The sequence below is a fragment of the Branchiibius hedensis genome (genome assembly GCF_900108585.1).
Lineage (GTDB): Bacteria > Actinomycetota > Actinomycetes > Actinomycetales > Dermatophilaceae > Branchiibius > Branchiibius hedensis.
Genome location: NZ_UESZ01000001.1, coordinates 100,231 through 116,695, shown reverse-complemented (window position 1 = coordinate 116,695; position 16,465 = coordinate 100,231). Strand labels below are relative to the sequence as shown.

Genomic DNA, 16,465 nt, shown 5'->3' with positions numbered 1-16,465 from the left:
TCATGGCCACCGTCGCTGAATGGATCGAAGGCGCCCGCCCGCGCACCCTGCCGGTCGCCGTCGCCCCGGTCGCGGTCGGTTCTGGCTCCGCTCACCTGCTCGGTGGTTTCAATGCGGCGAATGCCTTACTGGCGCTGATTGTTTCGCTCTTCTTGCAGATCGGCACGAACTACGCCAACGACTACTCTGACGGCATCCGCGGCACCGACGAGGTGCGGGTCGGACCGGTGCGCCTCGTCGGGCAGAAGCTGGCGACTCCCGCCAACGTGAAGTTCGCCGCCTTCGCCTGCTTCGGCGCCGCTGCGCTCGCCGGTCTCGCGTTGGTGGCCCTGTCGGGCGCGTGGTGGTTCCTGCTGGTCGGGGTCGCGTGCATCGTCGCCGCCTGGAAGTACACCGGTGGCAAGAACCCCTACGGCTACCTCGGGCTGGGCGAGATCTTCGTCTTCGTCTTCTTCGGCCTCGTTGCGACGCTGGGCACGACCTACACCCAGGCCGGTCGCGTCGACCTGGTCACCTGGGCCGGAGCCGTCGGCGTCGGCGCGGTCGCCTGCGCGATCCTCGTGGCGAACAACCTGCGCGACATCCCCTCCGACATCGACTCGGGCAAACGGACGTTGTCCGTGCGGATCGGTGACCGCAATTCGCGGATCTTCTACGTGGCGTTACTGATCGTCGCCGCGATCTGCGTGCTGGTGTGCGCCGTCCGCCACCCGTGGGCGCTGCTCGGCCTGCTCGGCCTGGCACCCGCCGTACCTGCCGTCGTCACCACCCTCAAAGGCGCCGTCGGCCGTGATCTGATCCCGGTCCTGGCCCGCACCGGCATCACCTCCGGCACGTACGGCGTGCTGCTGGGTCTTGGCCTCTTCCTCGCCTGACCAGGTCAGTCGGCTCCGATCATCACCAGGTGGTCGGCGGTCGCGCCACGCACGGCGCTCAGTGGAATCCGATGATCGAAGGTGACCAGGCGCCCTCCTCGAGACACGGCAAGCGCTAAGAGGTAGAGGTCGGTCAGTTGCTTTGGCCCATGGACTCGTTCGCGATCCAGGGCATCCAGCGCACTCACTTCAGCCGACCAGAATTCGTGGGTCTCTGGTCGGCGAGCAGCGTCAAGCAGGTCGAACGCCTGACGAGTACTGACCGAGTTGGGGTAGGAGGGGTGACTGATGATGCGCAGGAAGCCGTTCTCCGTGAGGGCGCACGAGGACCAGCCGCTGTCCGCATGCTTGACCAGCCATTGCCGGGCGAGGACGTGATTGACGTGGTCCTCGTCGAACAGGGCAAGCAGCACGTTCCGGTCGAGCAGCGCTCTCACTCGCCGATTTCCTCTTTGATCGTGTCGATCAGTTCGTTGGTCACGAGCGCACCCCGCTTCGGCAACGGCCGGAAGCCTAGGAACCCGGGCGCCGTCGCTGGGTCGCCCGAGGCGGCCAGCCCCTGCCGGGCGAGTTCGGACAGCACCTCGCCAGCCGTGCGCCCTTGCGCTTTGGCACGCTCCTTAGCAGCGACGAGGACGTCCTCCGCGATATCAAGTGTCGTGCGCATACATCTGATGCTAGATCATCAGATGTATGCGCATCGAAGAACGTGCATTGACAATGGCGGGCATGGGCCAACGAATGTTCATCGCCATCACCCCGCCGATCGAAGTCATCGAGGACCTGTCGGAATTCCTCGAACCACGCCGTGAGCAGGGTCTGCCGTTCATCGATCCGGCGCAGTGGCACGTGACGCTCGCGTTCATGAGTGAGGTGCCTGAGTACGCCGTGGACGAATTGGAAGAGCGGCTCACCGACGCGGCGGCACGGCGGAACCCGATGACGCTGCGGTTTCACGGCGGCGGCTGCTTCCCCGATCCGACGCGGGCCAAAGTGCTGTGGCTCGGGCTGACCGGCGACACCGAGGAGTTGAGCAGGCTCGCGATCAACGTCCGGGCCGCGGCGACCACTGCGGGCGCACCGGTCGATGGCAAGGCGTTCGTCCCGCACCTGACGCTCAGCCGGTTGCACCACCCGATCGAAGCGACCCGGTGGCTGCGGATCCTGGACTCCTACGACGGCCCGACCTGGCGGGTCGAGCACATCGATCTGATCGCCTCGCATCTCCACGAAGGGCGTCGGCCACGCTACGAGGTCGTCAACTCGTTCGACCTGGGCGAGCACGCGTCGTACCCTGCATAACGTGGCTATCAAGAAGGAGGTCTCCGGCGCACTCTTCGCCGGATCGATCTGAGGCGCTCCGCACCCCGGCCGACCGGTCGGGGCGCGTCATCGTGCCCACCTGACCCACTTCACGAAAGCCCCTTTGTCATGCATGCAATTTCCGACTCCGACCTGCTCGCGTCGTTCGTCAACGTCTCCGTCCGCGAGCGCAAAGCCATCCCGATCCCGCAGGACGTCGACTGGGACAAGCGCGACTTCCTCGGTTGGCGCGACCCGAAACTGCCGCAGGTCGGTTACGTCGTCATCCCGGCCGACGATGACCTGATCGGCATCCAGTTGCGCGAGACCGCCCAGAAGGCGTTGCGCCGTCCGCAGTGCGCCTGGTGCGAGGACGTGACGTTGCCCAACGAGGTCGTCTTCTTCAGCGCAAAACGCGCCGGCGCCGCCGGTCGCAACCACAACACGATCGGCACGCTGATCTGCGCGGGATTCCAATGCAACGCCAACGTCCGCAAGCCACCGCCGTTGGCGTACAACGGGTTTGACTTGGAGGCGGCCCGCGTACAGCGGATCGAGCAGCTGCGCGAGACCGTGACTGCGTTCGCGCGATCGGTGACCGCAGCCCGCTAGTTGTACTGCCCCGGGACGTTAGGAACGGTTCTCGGCCTGTCGGCGTGACTTGAGGAAGACCTCCGGGTGAGGTGTGAAGCGACGAAGCAAACACATCCCCAAACCCGGAGGTCCTCATGGTCCACGCTAATGCCCCGCTTTCTGCGACTGGTCGCCTGCGCCTGGCGCGGTGCGTGGTGGACGATGGGTGGCCGTTGCGGCGGGCCGCAGACCGGTTCGGGGTCTCGGTCACCACCGCGCACCGCTGGGCGGCCCGGTACCGCCAGCATGGTGCGGCGGGGATGTGCGATCGTCCCAGCCGGCCCCAGTCATGTCCGCACCGCACCAGTAGGCGCCGGGAACGGCGAGTCCTGGGGTTACGGGTTTCGCGGCGGTGGGGGCCGGCCCGGATCGCCTACCACCTGGGGATGAATCCGGCCACGGTGCACCGCATCCTGACCCGGTACCGGTGTCTTCGGTTGTCCTGGACGGACCCGGCCACTGGTGCCCCGGTACGGGCCGGTCGTCGAAAGGTGGTGCGCTACGAACGCGACGCCCCGGGTGATTTGGTCCACGTGGACATCAAGAAGCTGGGCCGCATCCCCGATGGGGGTGGACACCGGGTCCATGGCCGCGCTGCGGGGAAAGCTAACTCCCGTGCTACCTCCAGCAGTGGGCGGGGGTATGCCTACCTGCACCACGCGGTCGATGACCACTCCCGGTACGCCTACTCAGAGATCCTGGCCGATGAGAAGAAGGAGACCGCGACCGCGTTCATGCAACGGGCGGTGGCGCACTTCGCGCAGGTCGGGATCACCACGGACCGGGTGATGACCGACAACGGGTCCTGTTACCGCTCCCACCTATTCCGGAACATGCTGCAGGACCATGGGATCACCCATAAACGCACCCGCCCCTACACCCCGAAAACCAACGGGAAAGTCGAGCGGTTCAACCGGACCCTGACCGAGGAGTGGGCCTACGCCCGCCCCTACACCAGCGAGACCGAACGCGCCGCCGCGTACGAGGACTTCCTGCACATCTACAATCACCACCGCGCACACACCGCGCTCAAAGGTGGCTCACCCGCAGACCGCGTACCCAACCTGGCGGGGCACTACAGCTAGTCGTCGTCTTCCGCGGTGCGGTGTGCCTCGGCTTTGACCCGCTTGGCTTCGACCTTGTCCTCGATCTGCCGAGCGAACTTCTCCCGGGGCACCTGCAGCGCGATCAACGAGATGATCGCCGATGCGACCGCCGACAGCAGCAGCAGCGGCCACCCGCGAAGACCGGTGAACCACAACAGGATCAGGACGATCGCGAAGATCGCAAAGCGGAGCAGCGAATAGCGGACCATCGGTTACATCCCCGAGTAGGAGTGCTGGCCAACGAAGTACACGTTGACGATGCCGTAGTTGATGATGATGCAGGCGTACGCCGCGAGCGCCAGGTAGGCAGCCTTCTTGCCCGACCAGCCGGCGGTGTAGCGCGCGTGCAGGTACGCGGCGTACATCACCCAGATGACCAGGGTCCAGACTTCCTTGGGGTCCCAGTTCCAGTAGTGGCCCCACGCCTTCTGCGCCCAGATCGCGCCCGCGATCAGGGTGAAGGTCCACAGCGGGAAGGCGATGATCACGATGCCGTAGGCCAACCGGTCCAGCGTCGTGGAGTTGGGCAGCGCGTCCAGGAAGCCGCCGGTGCGCTCGCGCGACTCACGTCGGGCCTGGACCAGGTAGAGCAGCTGCACCACGAAGGCCAGCGTGAACAGGCCGATCGACAGTGTCGCGACGGTCACGTGGATCGACAGCCAGTAGCTCTGCAGCGAGGGCATCAGCTGCGAGGCGGCGGTGTAGAAGACCAGTGCCGCGGCCATCTCCAGCAGGATCGCGATGAGCGTGACGAACATGCCGAGCCAGCGGATGTCGCGCTTGATGCTCCAGATGCTGAAGGCCACCAGCATGAACAGCGTCGCCACCAGGGCGAATTCGTACATGTTGCCCAGCGGAGGTCGCTGCACCGACAGGGACCGGAACACGATGCAGCCGGCCAGCAGCAGCGTGCCCAGGTAGGTCAGCGACATGCCGATCCCGGCCCACTGCCGTTTCTCGGGAACCTCCTCCTCGACCGGCGCCGCGGTCAGGACCGCCGTATCCGAGGAGCCTTCCGCTGACGCAACCGCGCCGGACGTACGCCGAGTGGCGGCTCGCTCGGCGCGCGCCGGGTGACCGGCCAGGTCGACCCCGAACGCCAGCATCGCCAAGGTCAGCACCAGGGCCGAGGACCACAGCAGGTTGGTCGAGATGCTCGAGAAGGACTCGTTCGTCTCACCGTTGCCGATAGCCGTGGCGAGGGCGGGAACCAGCGTGGCTACCGTCATGCGTTCGTACCTTTCGAGAGTTCAGTCGGCTCCCCGCGGACCGCGTCCAACAGAGAATCCAGTGCGACCGGCAGCCGCGGGTCGTCACCCTTGGCCAGACCACCGATGGTCACCAGGGTACGCGGCGCGTCCGCGGTGGAGCCCGGTGCCGGTTCGAAGGTGAAGAAGATCCGGCGGCGGCGCAGTGTCATCGACATGATCAATCCGACCAGGCCGAGGAGGGCGCCGGCCAGAACCCACTTGCTGGCCGGGTCGTGCCGCACCGAGAGCCCGGCCCAGCGCGGCACGTCATCCAGGGTGATCGAGCCCCGGCCGCCGGGCAGCGTCACGGTCTGGCCCGGCTCGACCAGGATCCGCAGCGGCTGGCCGTCGGTGCCTTTCACCTGGGTCATCTTCGAGGTGTCCAGGGTGTAGACCGACTGCGGCAGGCCGTTCGGGAACAGGTCGCCTTCGTACAGGCCCAGCACCAGCGCCGGCTTGGCCAGCCCCGGCCAGGTCGAGATCGGGCCCGCAGTGTTGTCGAACGCGTACGTCGGCAGGAAGAACCCGAAGAAGCCCAACTGTTTGGGCGAGGCGGCCGGGACCTTGATGGCACCGGTCGACTTGTACATGTTGTCCTGCGGCAGGAACGGGGTCTCCTGGTCGTAGATGACCTTGCCCTTGGCGTCCTTGACGGTGACGTGCGGCGCGTAGCCGTTGCCGAGCAGGTAGACGTTGCTGCCCTCGATCGACAGCGGCTCGTTGACCGCGATCGTCTGCTGCTTCGGGGTGGCTCCCGGCAAGGTGGTGGTGACGTGCGCCGTGAAGTCGCGCGGCTGACCCCACTGGGCGGAGGTCGAGGGCACACCGGATTCGAAGCTGACGTCGAGTTGGTCGACCTTCATCGTCCACGGGGTCAGGTTGTCCAGATTCACCCACGGACCACCGGACAGCGTGTCGTAGCGGGTCGTGGTGTTGGAGAAGGACGTGCCGACCGGGACGATCACGTCGCCGCGCCAGCCGAGCAGGTGCCCGAGCGCAACGCCCACGATGACGACGACCAGGCTCAGGTGGAACAGCAGGTTGCCGGTTTCGCGCAACCGGCCACCCTCAGCGGCCAGGGCGGTGTCTTCGCTGCGGATCCGGTACCGCTTGCGCCGCAGCACGCCGTACGCCCGGGTCTTGATCGACTCGACGTCCCCGTCGACCTCAGCAGTGTTGCTCGCGGGCAGCCGCGAGAGTCGGGCGGGCACCTTCGGTAGCGGCGAACGCAGGATCTGCACGTGCTGTTTGACGCGCGGGATCACGCACCCCAGCAGCGAGATGATCAGCAGCAGGTAGATCGCGCTGAACCAGACCGAGGAGTAGACGTCGAAGAAGCCGAACCGGTCCAGCCACGGACCCGCGGTCGGATGGTCGGCGATCCACTGGGCGGTGCGGCTGGCGTTGATGCCGCGCTGCGGGAAGATCGAGCCGGGCACGGCGGCGACCGCGAGGATCAGCAGCAGGAAGAGCGCCGTGCGCATCGAGGTCAGTTGCCGCCAGAACCAACGCAGACCGCCCCAGAAGCCCAGTTTCGGCTGCTTGATCGGGTCCTTCTTGGTTGAGGTCGTCGTCGCCACGTCAGATCACCGGCCGGAATCCGTCAGTGCCGACCAACTGGGTCTGCACCCACACGATGAAGTGCTCCCACACACCCGCGACCATCAGGATGCCGACCAGCAGCATCAGGCCACCACCGACGAGCTGGATGCCCCGGTGATGATCGCGCAACCAACGGGAGGCCTTCTCGGCGCGGGAGTAACCGGCCGCGATCAAGATGAACGGGAGACCGATTCCGAGGGAGTAGAAGACCGCGAGGAGTACGCCGCGGGCCGGGCTGGCAGTGCCGATCGGGTTGGCAATGGACAAGATCGCGCCGTACACCGGGCCGACGCACGGGCTGGTGCCGATCGCGAAAACAGCGCCGAGCAGCGGCGCACCGATCAGACCGGCCTGCGGGCGCCACCGCACCGGAATGCCGCGCTGGCCGATGAAACCCAGGTAGACCAGCGCGAGCAGGATGACGATCACTCCGCCGATTCGCATTGCCACAGAGCGGTATTCGGTGACCAGCGTCAGCGCCCAGCCGTAGGCAGCGGCGACGGCGACCAGGACGATCGTGAAACCGAGCACGAACAGCAGCGCGCCCAGCACGAGGCGCGTGCGCCGACGCTCGTCGGTCAGTCCGGTGACGTACCCGAGGAACCCCGGCACCAGCGGCAGCACGCAGGGCGATGCGAACGACACGACTCCGGCGGCGAGCGCCAGCCCGATCGCGAAGAACAAACTCCCGCTGCTGACGACGGTGGCGGCATCGCCAGCGAGCATCAGGACTTCTCCTTCAACACGTCACTGACCAGCCCGGTGAGGGTGAGGTACGTCGTGGGGCCGCTGACGCGCGCGGCGATCCGGTGCTGGGTGTCCAGGACGAGCGTTGTCGGGTAGGCGGTCACCGAGTCCTGCAAGCTGAGCAGAACCGCTCCCCCGTCATCGGCCAGCGACGGATAGGTGATGCCCTTGGCGGTCAGCGTGGCCTGGGCGTTGGTCACCGAGTCGCGTTGGTCGATTCCGATCAGCTGCACCGGCTCGTCGGCCTTCTGCCAGCCCTCCCATGCCTTCTGCAGTTCGGGAAGTTCCTTCTGGCACGGCGGGCACCAGGCACCCCACACGTTGACGACCAGCACTTTGCCGTCGGCCTGCGCACTGCTCCACTTCTGGCCGTTCAGCAGCGTGCCGGAGAAGGAGACCGGCTTGCCGCGGTCCGCAGGAGCGACCGTGGAGACCGTGCCGTCGCCAGACACGTAGTTCTTGTCGTCGCCCTTGTTGGCCTGTGCCGAAATGGAATTGGTGTCACTGCTGCACGCCGCCAGACTCATCGGCAGGATCGCGATCACTGCCGCCGCCACGATCTTCCTCATCCGGTTCCACCCACAACCTGGTCCAACAGATCAGCCGACGGCTCCGCGTACCCGACGGAGATCAGGAAATCACCGCGGAAGGTGACGGAGGTGACCGACGCCAGCGTGCACTGCCGCTTGCGCGGGTCGTGCCACAGTCGGTGACCTTCGAAGGATTCGCGGGCGATCCACACCGGCAGTTGGTGGCTGACGATCACGGCTTCGTGCCCCTGCGCCGCTTCACGGGCATCGTGGACGGCGGCGTGCATCCGGGTAGCGATCTCGCTGTACGGCTCACCCCAGGACGGTTTGGTGGGGTTGATCAGTTTGGGCCAGAAGCGCGGTCGCAACAGTTGCGTGGGTTTCTTGCCGACGGTCAGGCCCTCGAAATCGTTACCGGCCTCGATGACCCGCTCGTCGATGGTGACCGGCAGGTGCAGCGTCTCGGCCAACGGTTCGATGGTCTCCTGGGCGCGCTCCAGCGGGGAGGACACCAGATAGGTGACGTCCCGCTGCGCCAGCCACGCACCGGTCTGCACGGCCATTGCGCGGCCGAGGTCGCTGAGGTGGAAGCCGGGCATCCGGCCGTACAGCACGCCGCCGGGGTTGTAGACCTCGCCGTGCCGCACCAGATGCACCACGGTGTACTGCTCGGTCACGCGGGCAGTGTCTCATCCGCATCTGTGACGCCCGAATCGGTCACGGCATGCGAGACGTGGTCACCCTGTGCGGCAGCCCGTGCTGCATCGGGCAGCGCGTCAAGGATCTTCTGCACCGCAGCGTCGTCGTGGGCAGCGCCCACGAACCACACCTCGAAGGCGCTCGGCGGCAGGTGCACGCCCTGCTCGAGCATCGAGTGGAAGAACCGGCCGAACGCCTCGGTGTCCTGGGCCCGGGCGTCGTCGTAGTTGCGCACCTCTTCGTCGCGGAAGAACACACTGAACATCGACCCGGCCCACTGGATGGTGTGCGGTACGCCGGCCGCGGACAGGGCGTTCGCGGCACCGTCGGCGATGGCGTGGCTGACGACCTCCAGGCGCGCGTAGACCTCGTCGGTGCAGCCCCGCAGCGTGGCCAGACCCGCTGCGGTCGCGACCGGGTTCCCCGACAGCGTGCCGGCCTGGTAGACCGGACCGTCGGGAGCGAGACGCTCCATGATCTGCGCGGGGCCGCCGAACGCCGCGGCCGGGAAACCCCCGCCCATGACCTTGCCGAAGGTGAACAGGTCGGGTACGACGCCCTCGAGTCCGAACCAACCGGCCTTCGAGCAGCGGAAGCCGGTCATGACCTCGTCGCTGATCAACAACGCGCCGTACTCAGTGGTGATGTCCCGCAACGCTTGGGTGAATCCCGGAAGCGGCGGGACGACACCCATGTTGCCGGGGCTGGCTTCGGTGATGACGGCTGCGATGCGGTCACCGTGCTGCTCGAACGCAGCCCGGAGTGCGTCAATGTCGTTGTAGGGCAACACGATCGTCTCGTGTGCGGCACTGTCCGGCACCCCGGCAGAGTCCGGCAGCGCGAACGTCGCGACGCCACTGCCCGCCGCCGCGAGCAGGGCGTCGACGTGTCCGTGGTAGCAGCCGGCGAATTTCACGACGGCCGACCGGCCGGTGTAACCGCGGGCCAGGCGCAGCGCTGACATGGTCGCCTCGGTACCGGAGGAGACCAGGCGCACCTGTTCCAACGGCTCGACGCGGGCCACGATCTCCTCGGCGAGGGCCACTTCGTTCTCACTCGGCGTACCGAAGGAGAACCCCTTGGCAGCAGCGTCTCGCACGGCGGCTTCGACCTGGGGGTGGGCGTGACCGAGAATCATCGGCCCCCACGAACAGATCAGATCGACGTACTCGTTGCCGTCGACGTCGCGCAGGTAGGGTCCGCTGGCCGAGGCGATGAAGCGCGGGCTGCCACCGACCCCACGGAAGGCACGCACCGGGGAGTTCACGCCGCCGGGGATCACCCGGCGGGCACGCTGCATCAGGTCATCGGAACCAGAGGTAATCACGCCTCCCAGTCTTGCAAACCTCAGTCGCGCAAACCGTCCCGGATCGCCTGCATCGCCTCACCCAGCGCGTGGAACTGCTGGGGGGTCAGCTGGGAGACCAGGTGCCGGCGCACGCTCTCGACGTGCACCTGCGCGGCCCGACTGACCGCCGTACGCCCCTCGTCGGTCAGCACCAGCAACACGCCCCGCCCGTCGCTCGCGCAGGTCGTACGCTCCACCAGCCCGCGGCGCTCCAGACGGGCGGCGGTGTGCGTCACCCGACTGCGGGACTGCACGATCAGATCCGCAAGGGCGCTCATCCGCATGGCCTGGTCGGGCGCCTCGGACAGCATCGAGAGCAGTTCGTACTCGGCGAGAGAAAAACCGACCTGCTCCAAATCGTCGCCGAGGGCGACCTCCAGGCTGCGGCTGCCGCGAAGATATGCCCGCCAGGCGGTCTGCTCCGCGTCGGTCAACCACTGCACCTGCGTCTCGATCATGGATTCATTCTACCACTAATTGATTTTTCAACCATTTCCCCATAAGCTGAGGTTGTACCTGCAGAAACACCCTCTACGAAAAGGTAGCCACCATGACCACTCTGAAGGACCTCACCCCCGGCGTCTGGACTGTCGACCCGTCCCACAGCACCGTCGGCTTCCTCGCCCGCCACCTGATGGTGAGCAAGGTGCGCGGCTCGTTCACCGAGTTCACCGCTGACGTCAAGATCGGTGAGCAGTTCGAGGACTCCACCGTCTCCGCCACCGTCCAGCTCGCCTCGGTCTCGACCGGCTCGGAGGACCGCGACGGCCACCTGAAGTCCCCCGACTTCTTCGACGTCGAGAACAACCCGACCATGACCTTCACCTCCACCAAGGTCACCCCGGACACCCTCGAGGGCGACCTGACGATCAAGGGCGTCACCAAGCCGGTCACCTTCGAGCTGGAGTTCGACGGCGTCTCCGCCGACCCATGGGGCGGCACCCGCGCCGGCTTCGAGGCCACCACCGAGATCAACCGCAAGGACTTCGGCCTGACCTGGAACGTTGCCGTCGAGGGCGGCGGCGTGCTGGTCAGCGAGAAGGTCAAGATCAACCTGGACATCCAGTTGGTCAAGGCCTGATCCGCATCACCTACCAACGGTCCTCCCGCACGACGCGGGAGGACCGTTGTGCATCCCCGGCAGGCGCCTACGATTGGATTTCCCGCGATCCGGAGGTCCAGCTTTGCCACCTGCCGTTACCGACAGCCACGCAGAAGAGGCCACATCAGTACTTGGCGAGTTGGCCACAGACGAGAGCGGGCTGAGCGAGTCCGTCGCTGCCCAACGGCTGAGCGAGTACGGCCCGAACGCCCTTGCCGAGGCGCCGTCCCGGCCGATGATCCTGCGGTTGCTGGCGCAGTTCGACAACGTGCTGATCTACGTCCTGATCGGCGCAGCCGTTCTCAAAGCCATCCTGGGCGACTGGATCGACTTCGCGGTCATCCTCGCCGTGGCCGTCATCAGTGCGGTCGTCGGATACGTGCAGGAGGGCAAGGCCGAGAGCGCCTTGGCCGGCATCCGCAACCTGCTGTCCCCCACCGCCAGCGTGCGCCGCGGGGGCCAATGGCAGGTGGTCGACGCCGCGACGCTCGTCCCCGGTGACATCGTGCGGGTCGCCGCCGGCGACCGCCTTCCGGCCGACGTGCGGCTGATCGAGACCGTCAACCTGCGCATCGAGGAATCGGCGCTGACCGGCGAAGCGGTTCCGGCAGCCAAGCAGACGGCGGCCGTCGAAGCCGCCGCCGGGATCGGCGACCGGACCTCGATGGCGTATTCCGGGACGATCGTCGCGGTCGGCACGGGCGTCGGCGTGGTGACCGCGACCGGAGCAACGACCGAGATCGGCCGGATCCAGGCAATGGTCTCCGGCGTCGAGCAGATCGAGACACCACTGACCCGAAGGCTGGACCGCTTCGGCACGTTGCTCTCCCTCGGCATCCTCGGGGCGGCGGCCGTGATCGTGGTCATCGGGAAGGTCATCCACAACTTCAGCATCGACGAACTCATCTCCGCCGCCATCGGATTCGCGGTCGCGTCGATCCCCGAGGGCCTGCCGGCAGTCGTGACGATCACGCTCGCACTCGGCGTACAACAGATGGCCCGGCGCAACGCGATCACCCGGCGGCTGCCCGCGGTGGAGGCCCTGGGCTCGGTCAACGTGATCTGCTCGGACAAGACCGGCACGTTGACCCAGAACGAAATGACGGTGCGGACCGCCGTCACCGCTGCGGGGGTCTACGACGTCGACGGCACCGGCTACCAGCCGACCGGGTCAGTCACCCGCGACGGCAAGCCTGCCGGCCTCACCGAACATCTCGATCTGCGCGCACTCGTGCGGGCGATGGCGCTGTGCAACGACGCCTCCATCAGCGAGATCGACGGCCAGTGGCACGTGGCCGGGGAGCCGACCGAGGGTGCTCTGCGCACCTTTGTGCTGAAGGCCGGGTACGACGCGCACACGCCTCGGCTGGCCCAGCTGCCGTTCGATTCGGCCAACAAGTTCATGGTCACGCTGAACGAGCGACCCGGCGGTGACCGCACGCTGCTCGTGAAGGGCGCACCGGACCGTCTGCTGGACCGCAGCAACACCCAACTGGCCGCCGACGGTCGACTCGAGCCGCTGGACCGGCTGCGCTGGGAGGCCGAGATCGACCGGCTCAGCGCCCAGGGTCTGCGGGTGCTGGCCGCCGCCTTCCGCCCGGCCGCCGACGACCAGGAGACCGCGACCGCCGACGACATCGCCGAGGGTCTGACCTTTCTCGGCCTCACCGGCATCGTGGACCCCCCACGCCCGGAAGCGGTCGAGGCGATCGCCTTGTGTCACGAGGCCGGGATCCGGGTGAAGATGATCACCGGCGACCACGTGGGCACCGCCCGCGCCATCGCGCTGGAGATGGGGTTGGTGTCCGATCCGGATGCACCCGCCCTGACCGGAGCCGACCTCGAGCAGCTGAGCCAGTCCCGCCTGCGGGAAGCAGTCCCCGACGTCGACATCTACGCCCGCACCAGCCCGGAGCACAAGCTGCGCATCGTCTCGGCACTGCAGGCAGAAGGCAACGTGACGGCCATGACCGGCGACGGTGTCAACGACGCTCCTGCGCTGACGAGGGCGGACGTGGGCGTCGCCATGGGAATCAAGGGCACCGACGCGACCAAACAGGCGGCCGACATCATCCTGGCCGACGACAACTTCGCGACCATCGAGCGGGCTGTCGAGGAGGGGCGGCGGATCTACGACAACATCCGCAAATCAATCCTCTTCCTGCTGCCGACCAACGGCGGCCAGGCGCTGGTCATCCTGGTGGCGATTCTCGCCGGAATCGCCTTGCCGCTCAGTCCGGTCCAGATCTTGTGGGTCAACCTGATCACCGGTGTCACCCTGTCGCTGGCCCTCGTCTTCGAACCTGCCGAGCCGGGGATCATGTCGCGGCCACCGCGCCGCTCGGACGGCCCGTTGATCGCCCGGCCGGATCTGCTGCTGATCGCTCTGGTGTCCGTCCTGGTCGCCGGATCTGCGATCGCCGTCTACTTCCTGACCACGTCACACGGGTACTCCCTGGCCGTGGCCCAGACCGCCGCCGTAACCATGCTCGCGTTCGGTCAGTTGGCGTATCTGTTCAGCTGCCGGTTCCTGAACAGCTCCAGCCTCACCCTCGCAGTCCTGCGCGGCAATCCGATGGTCTGGTGGATGTCCGGCGCCCTCGTGGTGCTGCAGCTGGTCTTCGTCTACGCGCCGTTCATGCACACCTGGTTCGGCTCCGCCCCGCTGGCCGCGATCGACTGGTTCGCGACCGCAGGACTCGCCGTGCTGATGTTCCTGGTCATCGAGGTGATCAAGCGATGGGACCTGCACACGTCACAGTGAGCGGGCAACCTCGGTCGCGTAGTAGGTCAGGATGATCTGCGCGCCGGCCCGCTTGATCGAGGTCAGCGACTCCCGCACCATCCGATCCCGATCGATCCAGCCGCGCTCACCGGCGGCTTCGATCATCGCCAGCTCGCCGCTGACCTGGTAGGCGGCCACCGGCACGTCGGACTCGGCGGCCACCTCGGACAACACGTCCAGGTAGGGCAGCGCCGGTTTGACCATAACGATGTCCGCGCCTTCGGCCAGGTCCAGGCGCACCTCACGCAGCGCCTCGATCCCGTTGGCCGGATCCTGCTGGTACGTCGATCGGTCGCCTTCCAGCGTCGACTCGACGGCCTCCCGGAAGGGTCCGTACGCCGCCGAGGCGTACTTCGCGGCGTACGCCAGGATCAGGGTGTCGGTATGACCAGCGGCATCCAGAGCACCCCGGCAGTACGCCACCTGGCCGTCCATCATCCCAGACAAGCCCACGACGTGCGCGCCCGAATCAGCCTGCACCACAGCCATTTCGGCGTACCGCTCCAACGTTGCGTCGTTGTCGACGCGCCCGTCGGCGGTCAGGACCCCGCAGTGCCCGTGTGAGGTGAACTCGTCCAGGCACAGGTCGGCCATGATGACGGTTTCGTCGCCCAGCGCATCGCGCACGGCCCGCAGGCCGACGTTGAGGATGCCCTCGGGATCGGTTGCCCCGGAGCCGATGGCATCACGCTTCGTCGGGACGCCGAACAGCATCACTCCCCCGACACCGGCCGCCACGGCTTCCTTCGCGGCGACCACCAGCGAGTCCAAGCTGTGCTGCATGACCCCGGGCATCGAGCCGAGTTCGACCGGTCCGGCGGCGCCTTCCTTCACAAACAGCGGCAGCACCAGATCGGCCGGGTGCAACCGGGTCTGCGCCACCAACCGGCGGACGGCGGCGTTCTGCCGCAGCCGCCGCGGCCGGTGGAAGAGTTCGAAGGAACTCACGCCTTGACCTTCCGGCGGCCGGTGGTGCGCTTCTGGCTCGGGCGGCGTACCGACTCTCCGGCTTCCTCGGCGGCCAGCGCCAGCCCGCGACCGTAATCGGCCAGGGCATCGACCAACGCCGTCGCCGACGCCTCCGCGGCCAGGACGTCGACCCGCAGGCCGTGCTCTTCAGCGGTCTTGGCCGTCGCCGGACCGATACACGCAACGACGGTCGAGGCGTGCGGTTTGCCGGCGATGCCGACCAGGTTGCGCACCGTCGAGGAGGAGGTGAAGCAGACCGCGTCGAACTTGCCGCTCTTGATCGCCTCACGCACTTCCGGAGCCGGCGGGGCAGCGCGGACCGTGCGGTAGGCAGTGACGTCGTCGACCTCCCAGCCGATCTCCTGCAGACCGGCGACGAGGGTGTCAGTGGCGATGTCGGCCCGGGGCAGGAAGACCCGGTTGATCGGGTCGAGCAACTCATCGAAGTCCGGCCACTCCTCGAGCAACCCGCGCGCGGACTGCTCACCAGAGGGCACCAAGTCGGGTTGCAGGCCCCATTCGCGCAGCGCATCCGCCGTCACACCACCCACGGCAGCGATCTTCAGACCGGCGAACGCCCTTGCGTCCAGACCGAATTCGGTGAACTTCTCCTTCACCGCGCGCACCGCGTTCGCCGAGGTGAAACCGATCCACTCATAGCGGCCGGTCACGACGCCCTTGATCGCCCGCTCCATCTGCTGCGGGGTCCGCGGCGGCTCGACACTGATCGTGGGCACGATGTCGCTGGCCGCGCCGTACTCCATGAGACGGTCGGTCATCGAGCCGGCCTGGTCCTTGGTCCGCGGCACCAGCACCTTCCAGCCGAACAGCGGCTTGGACTCCCACCAGGACAACTGCTGACGGGACTCGACCGCGCGTCCGACGACGGCGATAGCAGGTACGTCGAGTGGTTCCGTCGCGAGCGCAGCCGCCACCTCACCCAGGGTGAGGGTCCGGGTCTTCTGCTCGATCGTCGTACCGCGCTGGGTCAATGCCACCGGCGTCTGCGGGTCGCGGCCGGCGGCCTGCAACGCAGCCAGGCCGGACGCCAGGCGCTGCGGCGACCCGAGGACGACGACCGTGATGTCGTCAGCGACGGAGGCTTTCCAGTCGACCTTCGTATCGGCAGCCGAGATCACGTGCAGACCGCGGGATGCGTTGTCGGTCAACGGGATTCCAGCGTAGGCCGGGACGGCGCTCACCGAGCTGACGCCCGGGACGATCTCGAACGGGATTCCGGCTTTGGCGCAGGCGCGGGCTTCCTCGGCCAGGCCGTTGAAGGTGGCCGGGTCACCGTCCATCAACCGCACGACCAGGCGCTGTGCCTGTTTGGCGGCTTTGACGACCAGCTTCGCGCGGGAGGCGTGGGTCAGTTGCTGACCGGCCTCGCCATGCCCGGCGTCGATGATCTCGACGTCGGCGTCGACGAACTGCTCCAGGAATCCTTCACGAGCGACCTGGTCGATGACGACGACGTCGGCCGAGCGCAACAGGTGTGCTGCGCGCATGGTGATCAA

General features: G+C 67.2%; 18 protein-coding genes. 6 read left to right on the top strand and 12 right to left on the bottom strand.

What is annotated here, in order from left to right; genetic code table 11:
• The first annotated feature begins 2 nt into the window (after positions 1-2).
• Entirely contained in the window at positions 3-875 is an 873-nt protein-coding gene (locus tag DR843_RS00645) for a 1,4-dihydroxy-2-naphthoate polyprenyltransferase (RefSeq protein WP_109683637.1), read from the top strand.
• Positions 876-880: 5 nt separating this feature from the next.
• On the opposite strand, the gene DR843_RS00640 is transcribed toward DR843_RS00645, so the two are convergent.
• Together DR843_RS00640 and DR843_RS00635 are read right to left on the bottom strand one after the other, a co-directional pair.
• A complete protein-coding gene (locus tag DR843_RS00640) occupies positions 881-1,312 on the bottom strand; it encodes a TA system VapC family ribonuclease toxin (protein ID WP_109683636.1) in 432 nt (143 codons plus the stop codon).
• Complete coding sequence (locus DR843_RS00635; protein WP_109683635.1) at positions 1,309-1,542, bottom strand: antitoxin; 234 nt, start codon at positions 1,540-1,542, stop codon at positions 1,309-1,311. Before DR843_RS00635 ends, DR843_RS00640 begins: the two co-directional genes overlap by 4 nt.
• Positions 1,543-1,568: 26 nt before the next feature.
• Here DR843_RS00635 and thpR point away from each other — a divergent pair, with 26 nt between their 5' ends.
• The 3 genes from thpR (at position 1,569) to DR843_RS00620 (ending at position 3,895) form a co-directional block, all read left to right on the top strand.
• Positions 1,569-2,177, top strand: coding sequence for an RNA 2',3'-cyclic phosphodiesterase (gene thpR / locus DR843_RS00630; RefSeq protein ID WP_245933927.1), 609 nt, complete (start codon positions 1,569-1,571; stop codon positions 2,175-2,177).
• Between the two features lie 129 nt (positions 2,178-2,306).
• Positions 2,307-2,789, top strand: a complete 483-nt coding sequence (locus DR843_RS00625) for an FBP domain-containing protein (protein WP_109683634.1) — start codon at positions 2,307-2,309, stop codon at positions 2,787-2,789.
• Positions 2,790-2,905: 116 nt separating this feature from the next.
• The gene (locus DR843_RS00620) at positions 2,906-3,895 is read left to right on the top strand and encodes an IS481 family transposase (RefSeq protein ID WP_109683633.1); all 990 of its coding nucleotides are present in this window, start codon (positions 2,906-2,908) and stop codon (positions 3,893-3,895) included.
• Here DR843_RS00620 and DR843_RS00615 read toward each other — a convergent pair.
• From DR843_RS00615 to DR843_RS00580, 8 genes are read right to left on the bottom strand one after another with little or no spacing between them, the layout of a single operon-like run.
• Positions 3,892-4,125, bottom strand: coding sequence for a DUF4229 domain-containing protein (locus DR843_RS00615; protein ID WP_109683632.1), 234 nt, complete (start codon positions 4,123-4,125; stop codon positions 3,892-3,894). The genes DR843_RS00620 and DR843_RS00615 overlap by 4 nt on opposite strands.
• Positions 4,126-4,128: 3 nt before the next feature.
• Positions 4,129-5,145 carry a c-type cytochrome biogenesis protein CcsB gene (gene ccsB / locus DR843_RS00610; protein WP_109683631.1) on the bottom strand — a complete coding sequence of 339 codons (1,017 nt, stop codon included), beginning with the start codon at positions 5,143-5,145 and terminating at the stop codon, positions 4,129-4,131.
• Positions 5,142-6,746, bottom strand: a complete 1,605-nt coding sequence (gene resB / locus DR843_RS00605; protein WP_245933926.1) for a cytochrome c biogenesis protein ResB — start codon at positions 6,744-6,746, stop codon at positions 5,142-5,144. The genes ccsB and resB overlap by 4 nt, the downstream gene beginning before the upstream one ends.
• A 1-nt stretch (position 6,747) precedes the next feature.
• Positions 6,748-7,494, bottom strand: coding sequence for a cytochrome c biogenesis CcdA family protein (locus DR843_RS00600; protein ID WP_109683630.1), 747 nt, complete (start codon positions 7,492-7,494; stop codon positions 6,748-6,750).
• Positions 7,494-8,084 (bottom strand): TlpA family protein disulfide reductase, encoded by a 591-nt coding sequence (locus DR843_RS00595; protein ID WP_109683629.1) that lies wholly within the window; start codon positions 8,082-8,084, stop codon positions 7,494-7,496. Before DR843_RS00595 ends, DR843_RS00600 begins: the two co-directional genes overlap by 1 nt.
• A complete protein-coding gene (locus DR843_RS00590) occupies positions 8,081-8,722 on the bottom strand; it encodes a histidine phosphatase family protein (RefSeq protein ID WP_109683628.1) in 642 nt (213 codons plus the stop codon). The genes DR843_RS00595 and DR843_RS00590 overlap by 4 nt, the downstream gene beginning before the upstream one ends.
• On the bottom strand, positions 8,719-10,044 hold the full coding sequence (gene hemL / locus DR843_RS00585; protein ID WP_109688265.1) for a glutamate-1-semialdehyde 2,1-aminomutase: 1,326 nt from the start codon (positions 10,042-10,044) through the stop codon (positions 8,719-8,721). Before hemL ends, DR843_RS00590 begins: the two co-directional genes overlap by 4 nt.
• Positions 10,045-10,091: 47 nt before the next feature.
• Complete coding sequence (locus DR843_RS00580) at positions 10,092-10,550, bottom strand: MarR family winged helix-turn-helix transcriptional regulator (RefSeq protein ID WP_109683627.1); 459 nt, start codon at positions 10,548-10,550, stop codon at positions 10,092-10,094.
• 92 nt (positions 10,551-10,642) lie between these two features.
• Between DR843_RS00580 and DR843_RS00575 the strand changes: the two genes are divergently transcribed.
• Both DR843_RS00575 and DR843_RS00570 read left to right on the top strand, forming a co-directional pair.
• Positions 10,643-11,173, top strand: coding sequence for a YceI family protein (locus tag DR843_RS00575; protein WP_109683626.1), 531 nt, complete (start codon positions 10,643-10,645; stop codon positions 11,171-11,173).
• 103 nt (positions 11,174-11,276) lie between these two features.
• The gene (locus DR843_RS00570; protein WP_109683625.1) at positions 11,277-13,958 is read left to right on the top strand and encodes a cation-translocating P-type ATPase; all 2,682 of its coding nucleotides are present in this window, start codon (positions 11,277-11,279) and stop codon (positions 13,956-13,958) included.
• Here DR843_RS00570 and hemB read toward each other — a convergent pair.
• Together hemB and DR843_RS00560 are read right to left on the bottom strand one after the other, a co-directional pair.
• Positions 13,950-14,927, bottom strand: coding sequence for a porphobilinogen synthase (hemB, locus tag DR843_RS00565; protein ID WP_109683624.1), 978 nt, complete (start codon positions 14,925-14,927; stop codon positions 13,950-13,952). The two genes, DR843_RS00570 and hemB, sit on opposite strands and share 9 nt — an antisense overlap.
• Positions 14,924-16,456 (bottom strand): bifunctional uroporphyrinogen-III C-methyltransferase/uroporphyrinogen-III synthase, encoded by a 1,533-nt coding sequence (locus DR843_RS00560; RefSeq protein WP_109688263.1) that lies wholly within the window; start codon positions 16,454-16,456, stop codon positions 14,924-14,926. The genes hemB and DR843_RS00560 overlap by 4 nt, the downstream gene beginning before the upstream one ends.
• Between the last annotated feature and the right edge of the window lie 9 nt (positions 16,457-16,465).

Excerpts from the sequence above, each read along its gene's own strand:
- DR843_RS00615 (WP_109683632.1), bottom strand. The coding sequence starts at position 4,125 with ATGGTCCGCTATTCGCTGCTCCGCTTTGCGATCTTCGCGATCGTCCTG.
- ccsB (WP_109683631.1), bottom strand. The coding sequence starts at position 5,145 with ATGACGGTAGCCACGCTGGTTCCCGCCCTCGCCACGGCTATCGGCAAC.
- DR843_RS00580 (WP_109683627.1), bottom strand. The coding sequence starts at position 10,550 with ATGATCGAGACGCAGGTGCAGTGGTTGACCGACGCGGAGCAGACCGCC.
- DR843_RS00620 (WP_109683633.1), top strand. The coding sequence starts at position 2,906 with ATGGTCCACGCTAATGCCCCGCTTTCTGCGACTGGTCGCCTGCGCCTG.
- DR843_RS00625 (WP_109683634.1), top strand. The coding sequence starts at position 2,307 with ATGCATGCAATTTCCGACTCCGACCTGCTCGCGTCGTTCGTCAACGTC.
- DR843_RS00595 (WP_109683629.1), bottom strand. The coding sequence starts at position 8,084 with ATGAGGAAGATCGTGGCGGCGGCAGTGATCGCGATCCTGCCGATGAGT.
- DR843_RS00600 (WP_109683630.1), bottom strand. The coding sequence starts at position 7,494 with ATGCTCGCTGGCGATGCCGCCACCGTCGTCAGCAGCGGGAGTTTGTTC.
- thpR (WP_245933927.1), top strand. The coding sequence starts at position 1,569 with ATGCGCATCGAAGAACGTGCATTGACAATGGCGGGCATGGGCCAACGA.
- DR843_RS00575 (WP_109683626.1), top strand. The coding sequence starts at position 10,643 with ATGACCACTCTGAAGGACCTCACCCCCGGCGTCTGGACTGTCGACCCG.
- DR843_RS00645 (WP_109683637.1), top strand. The coding sequence starts at position 3 with ATGGCCACCGTCGCTGAATGGATCGAAGGCGCCCGCCCGCGCACCCTG.
- DR843_RS00635 (WP_109683635.1), bottom strand. The coding sequence starts at position 1,542 with ATGCGCACGACACTTGATATCGCGGAGGACGTCCTCGTCGCTGCTAAG.
- DR843_RS00560 (WP_109688263.1), bottom strand. The coding sequence starts at position 16,456 with ATGCGCGCAGCACACCTGTTGCGCTCGGCCGACGTCGTCGTCATCGAC.
- hemL (WP_109688265.1), bottom strand. The coding sequence starts at position 10,044 with ATGCAGCGTGCCCGCCGGGTGATCCCCGGCGGCGTGAACTCCCCGGTG.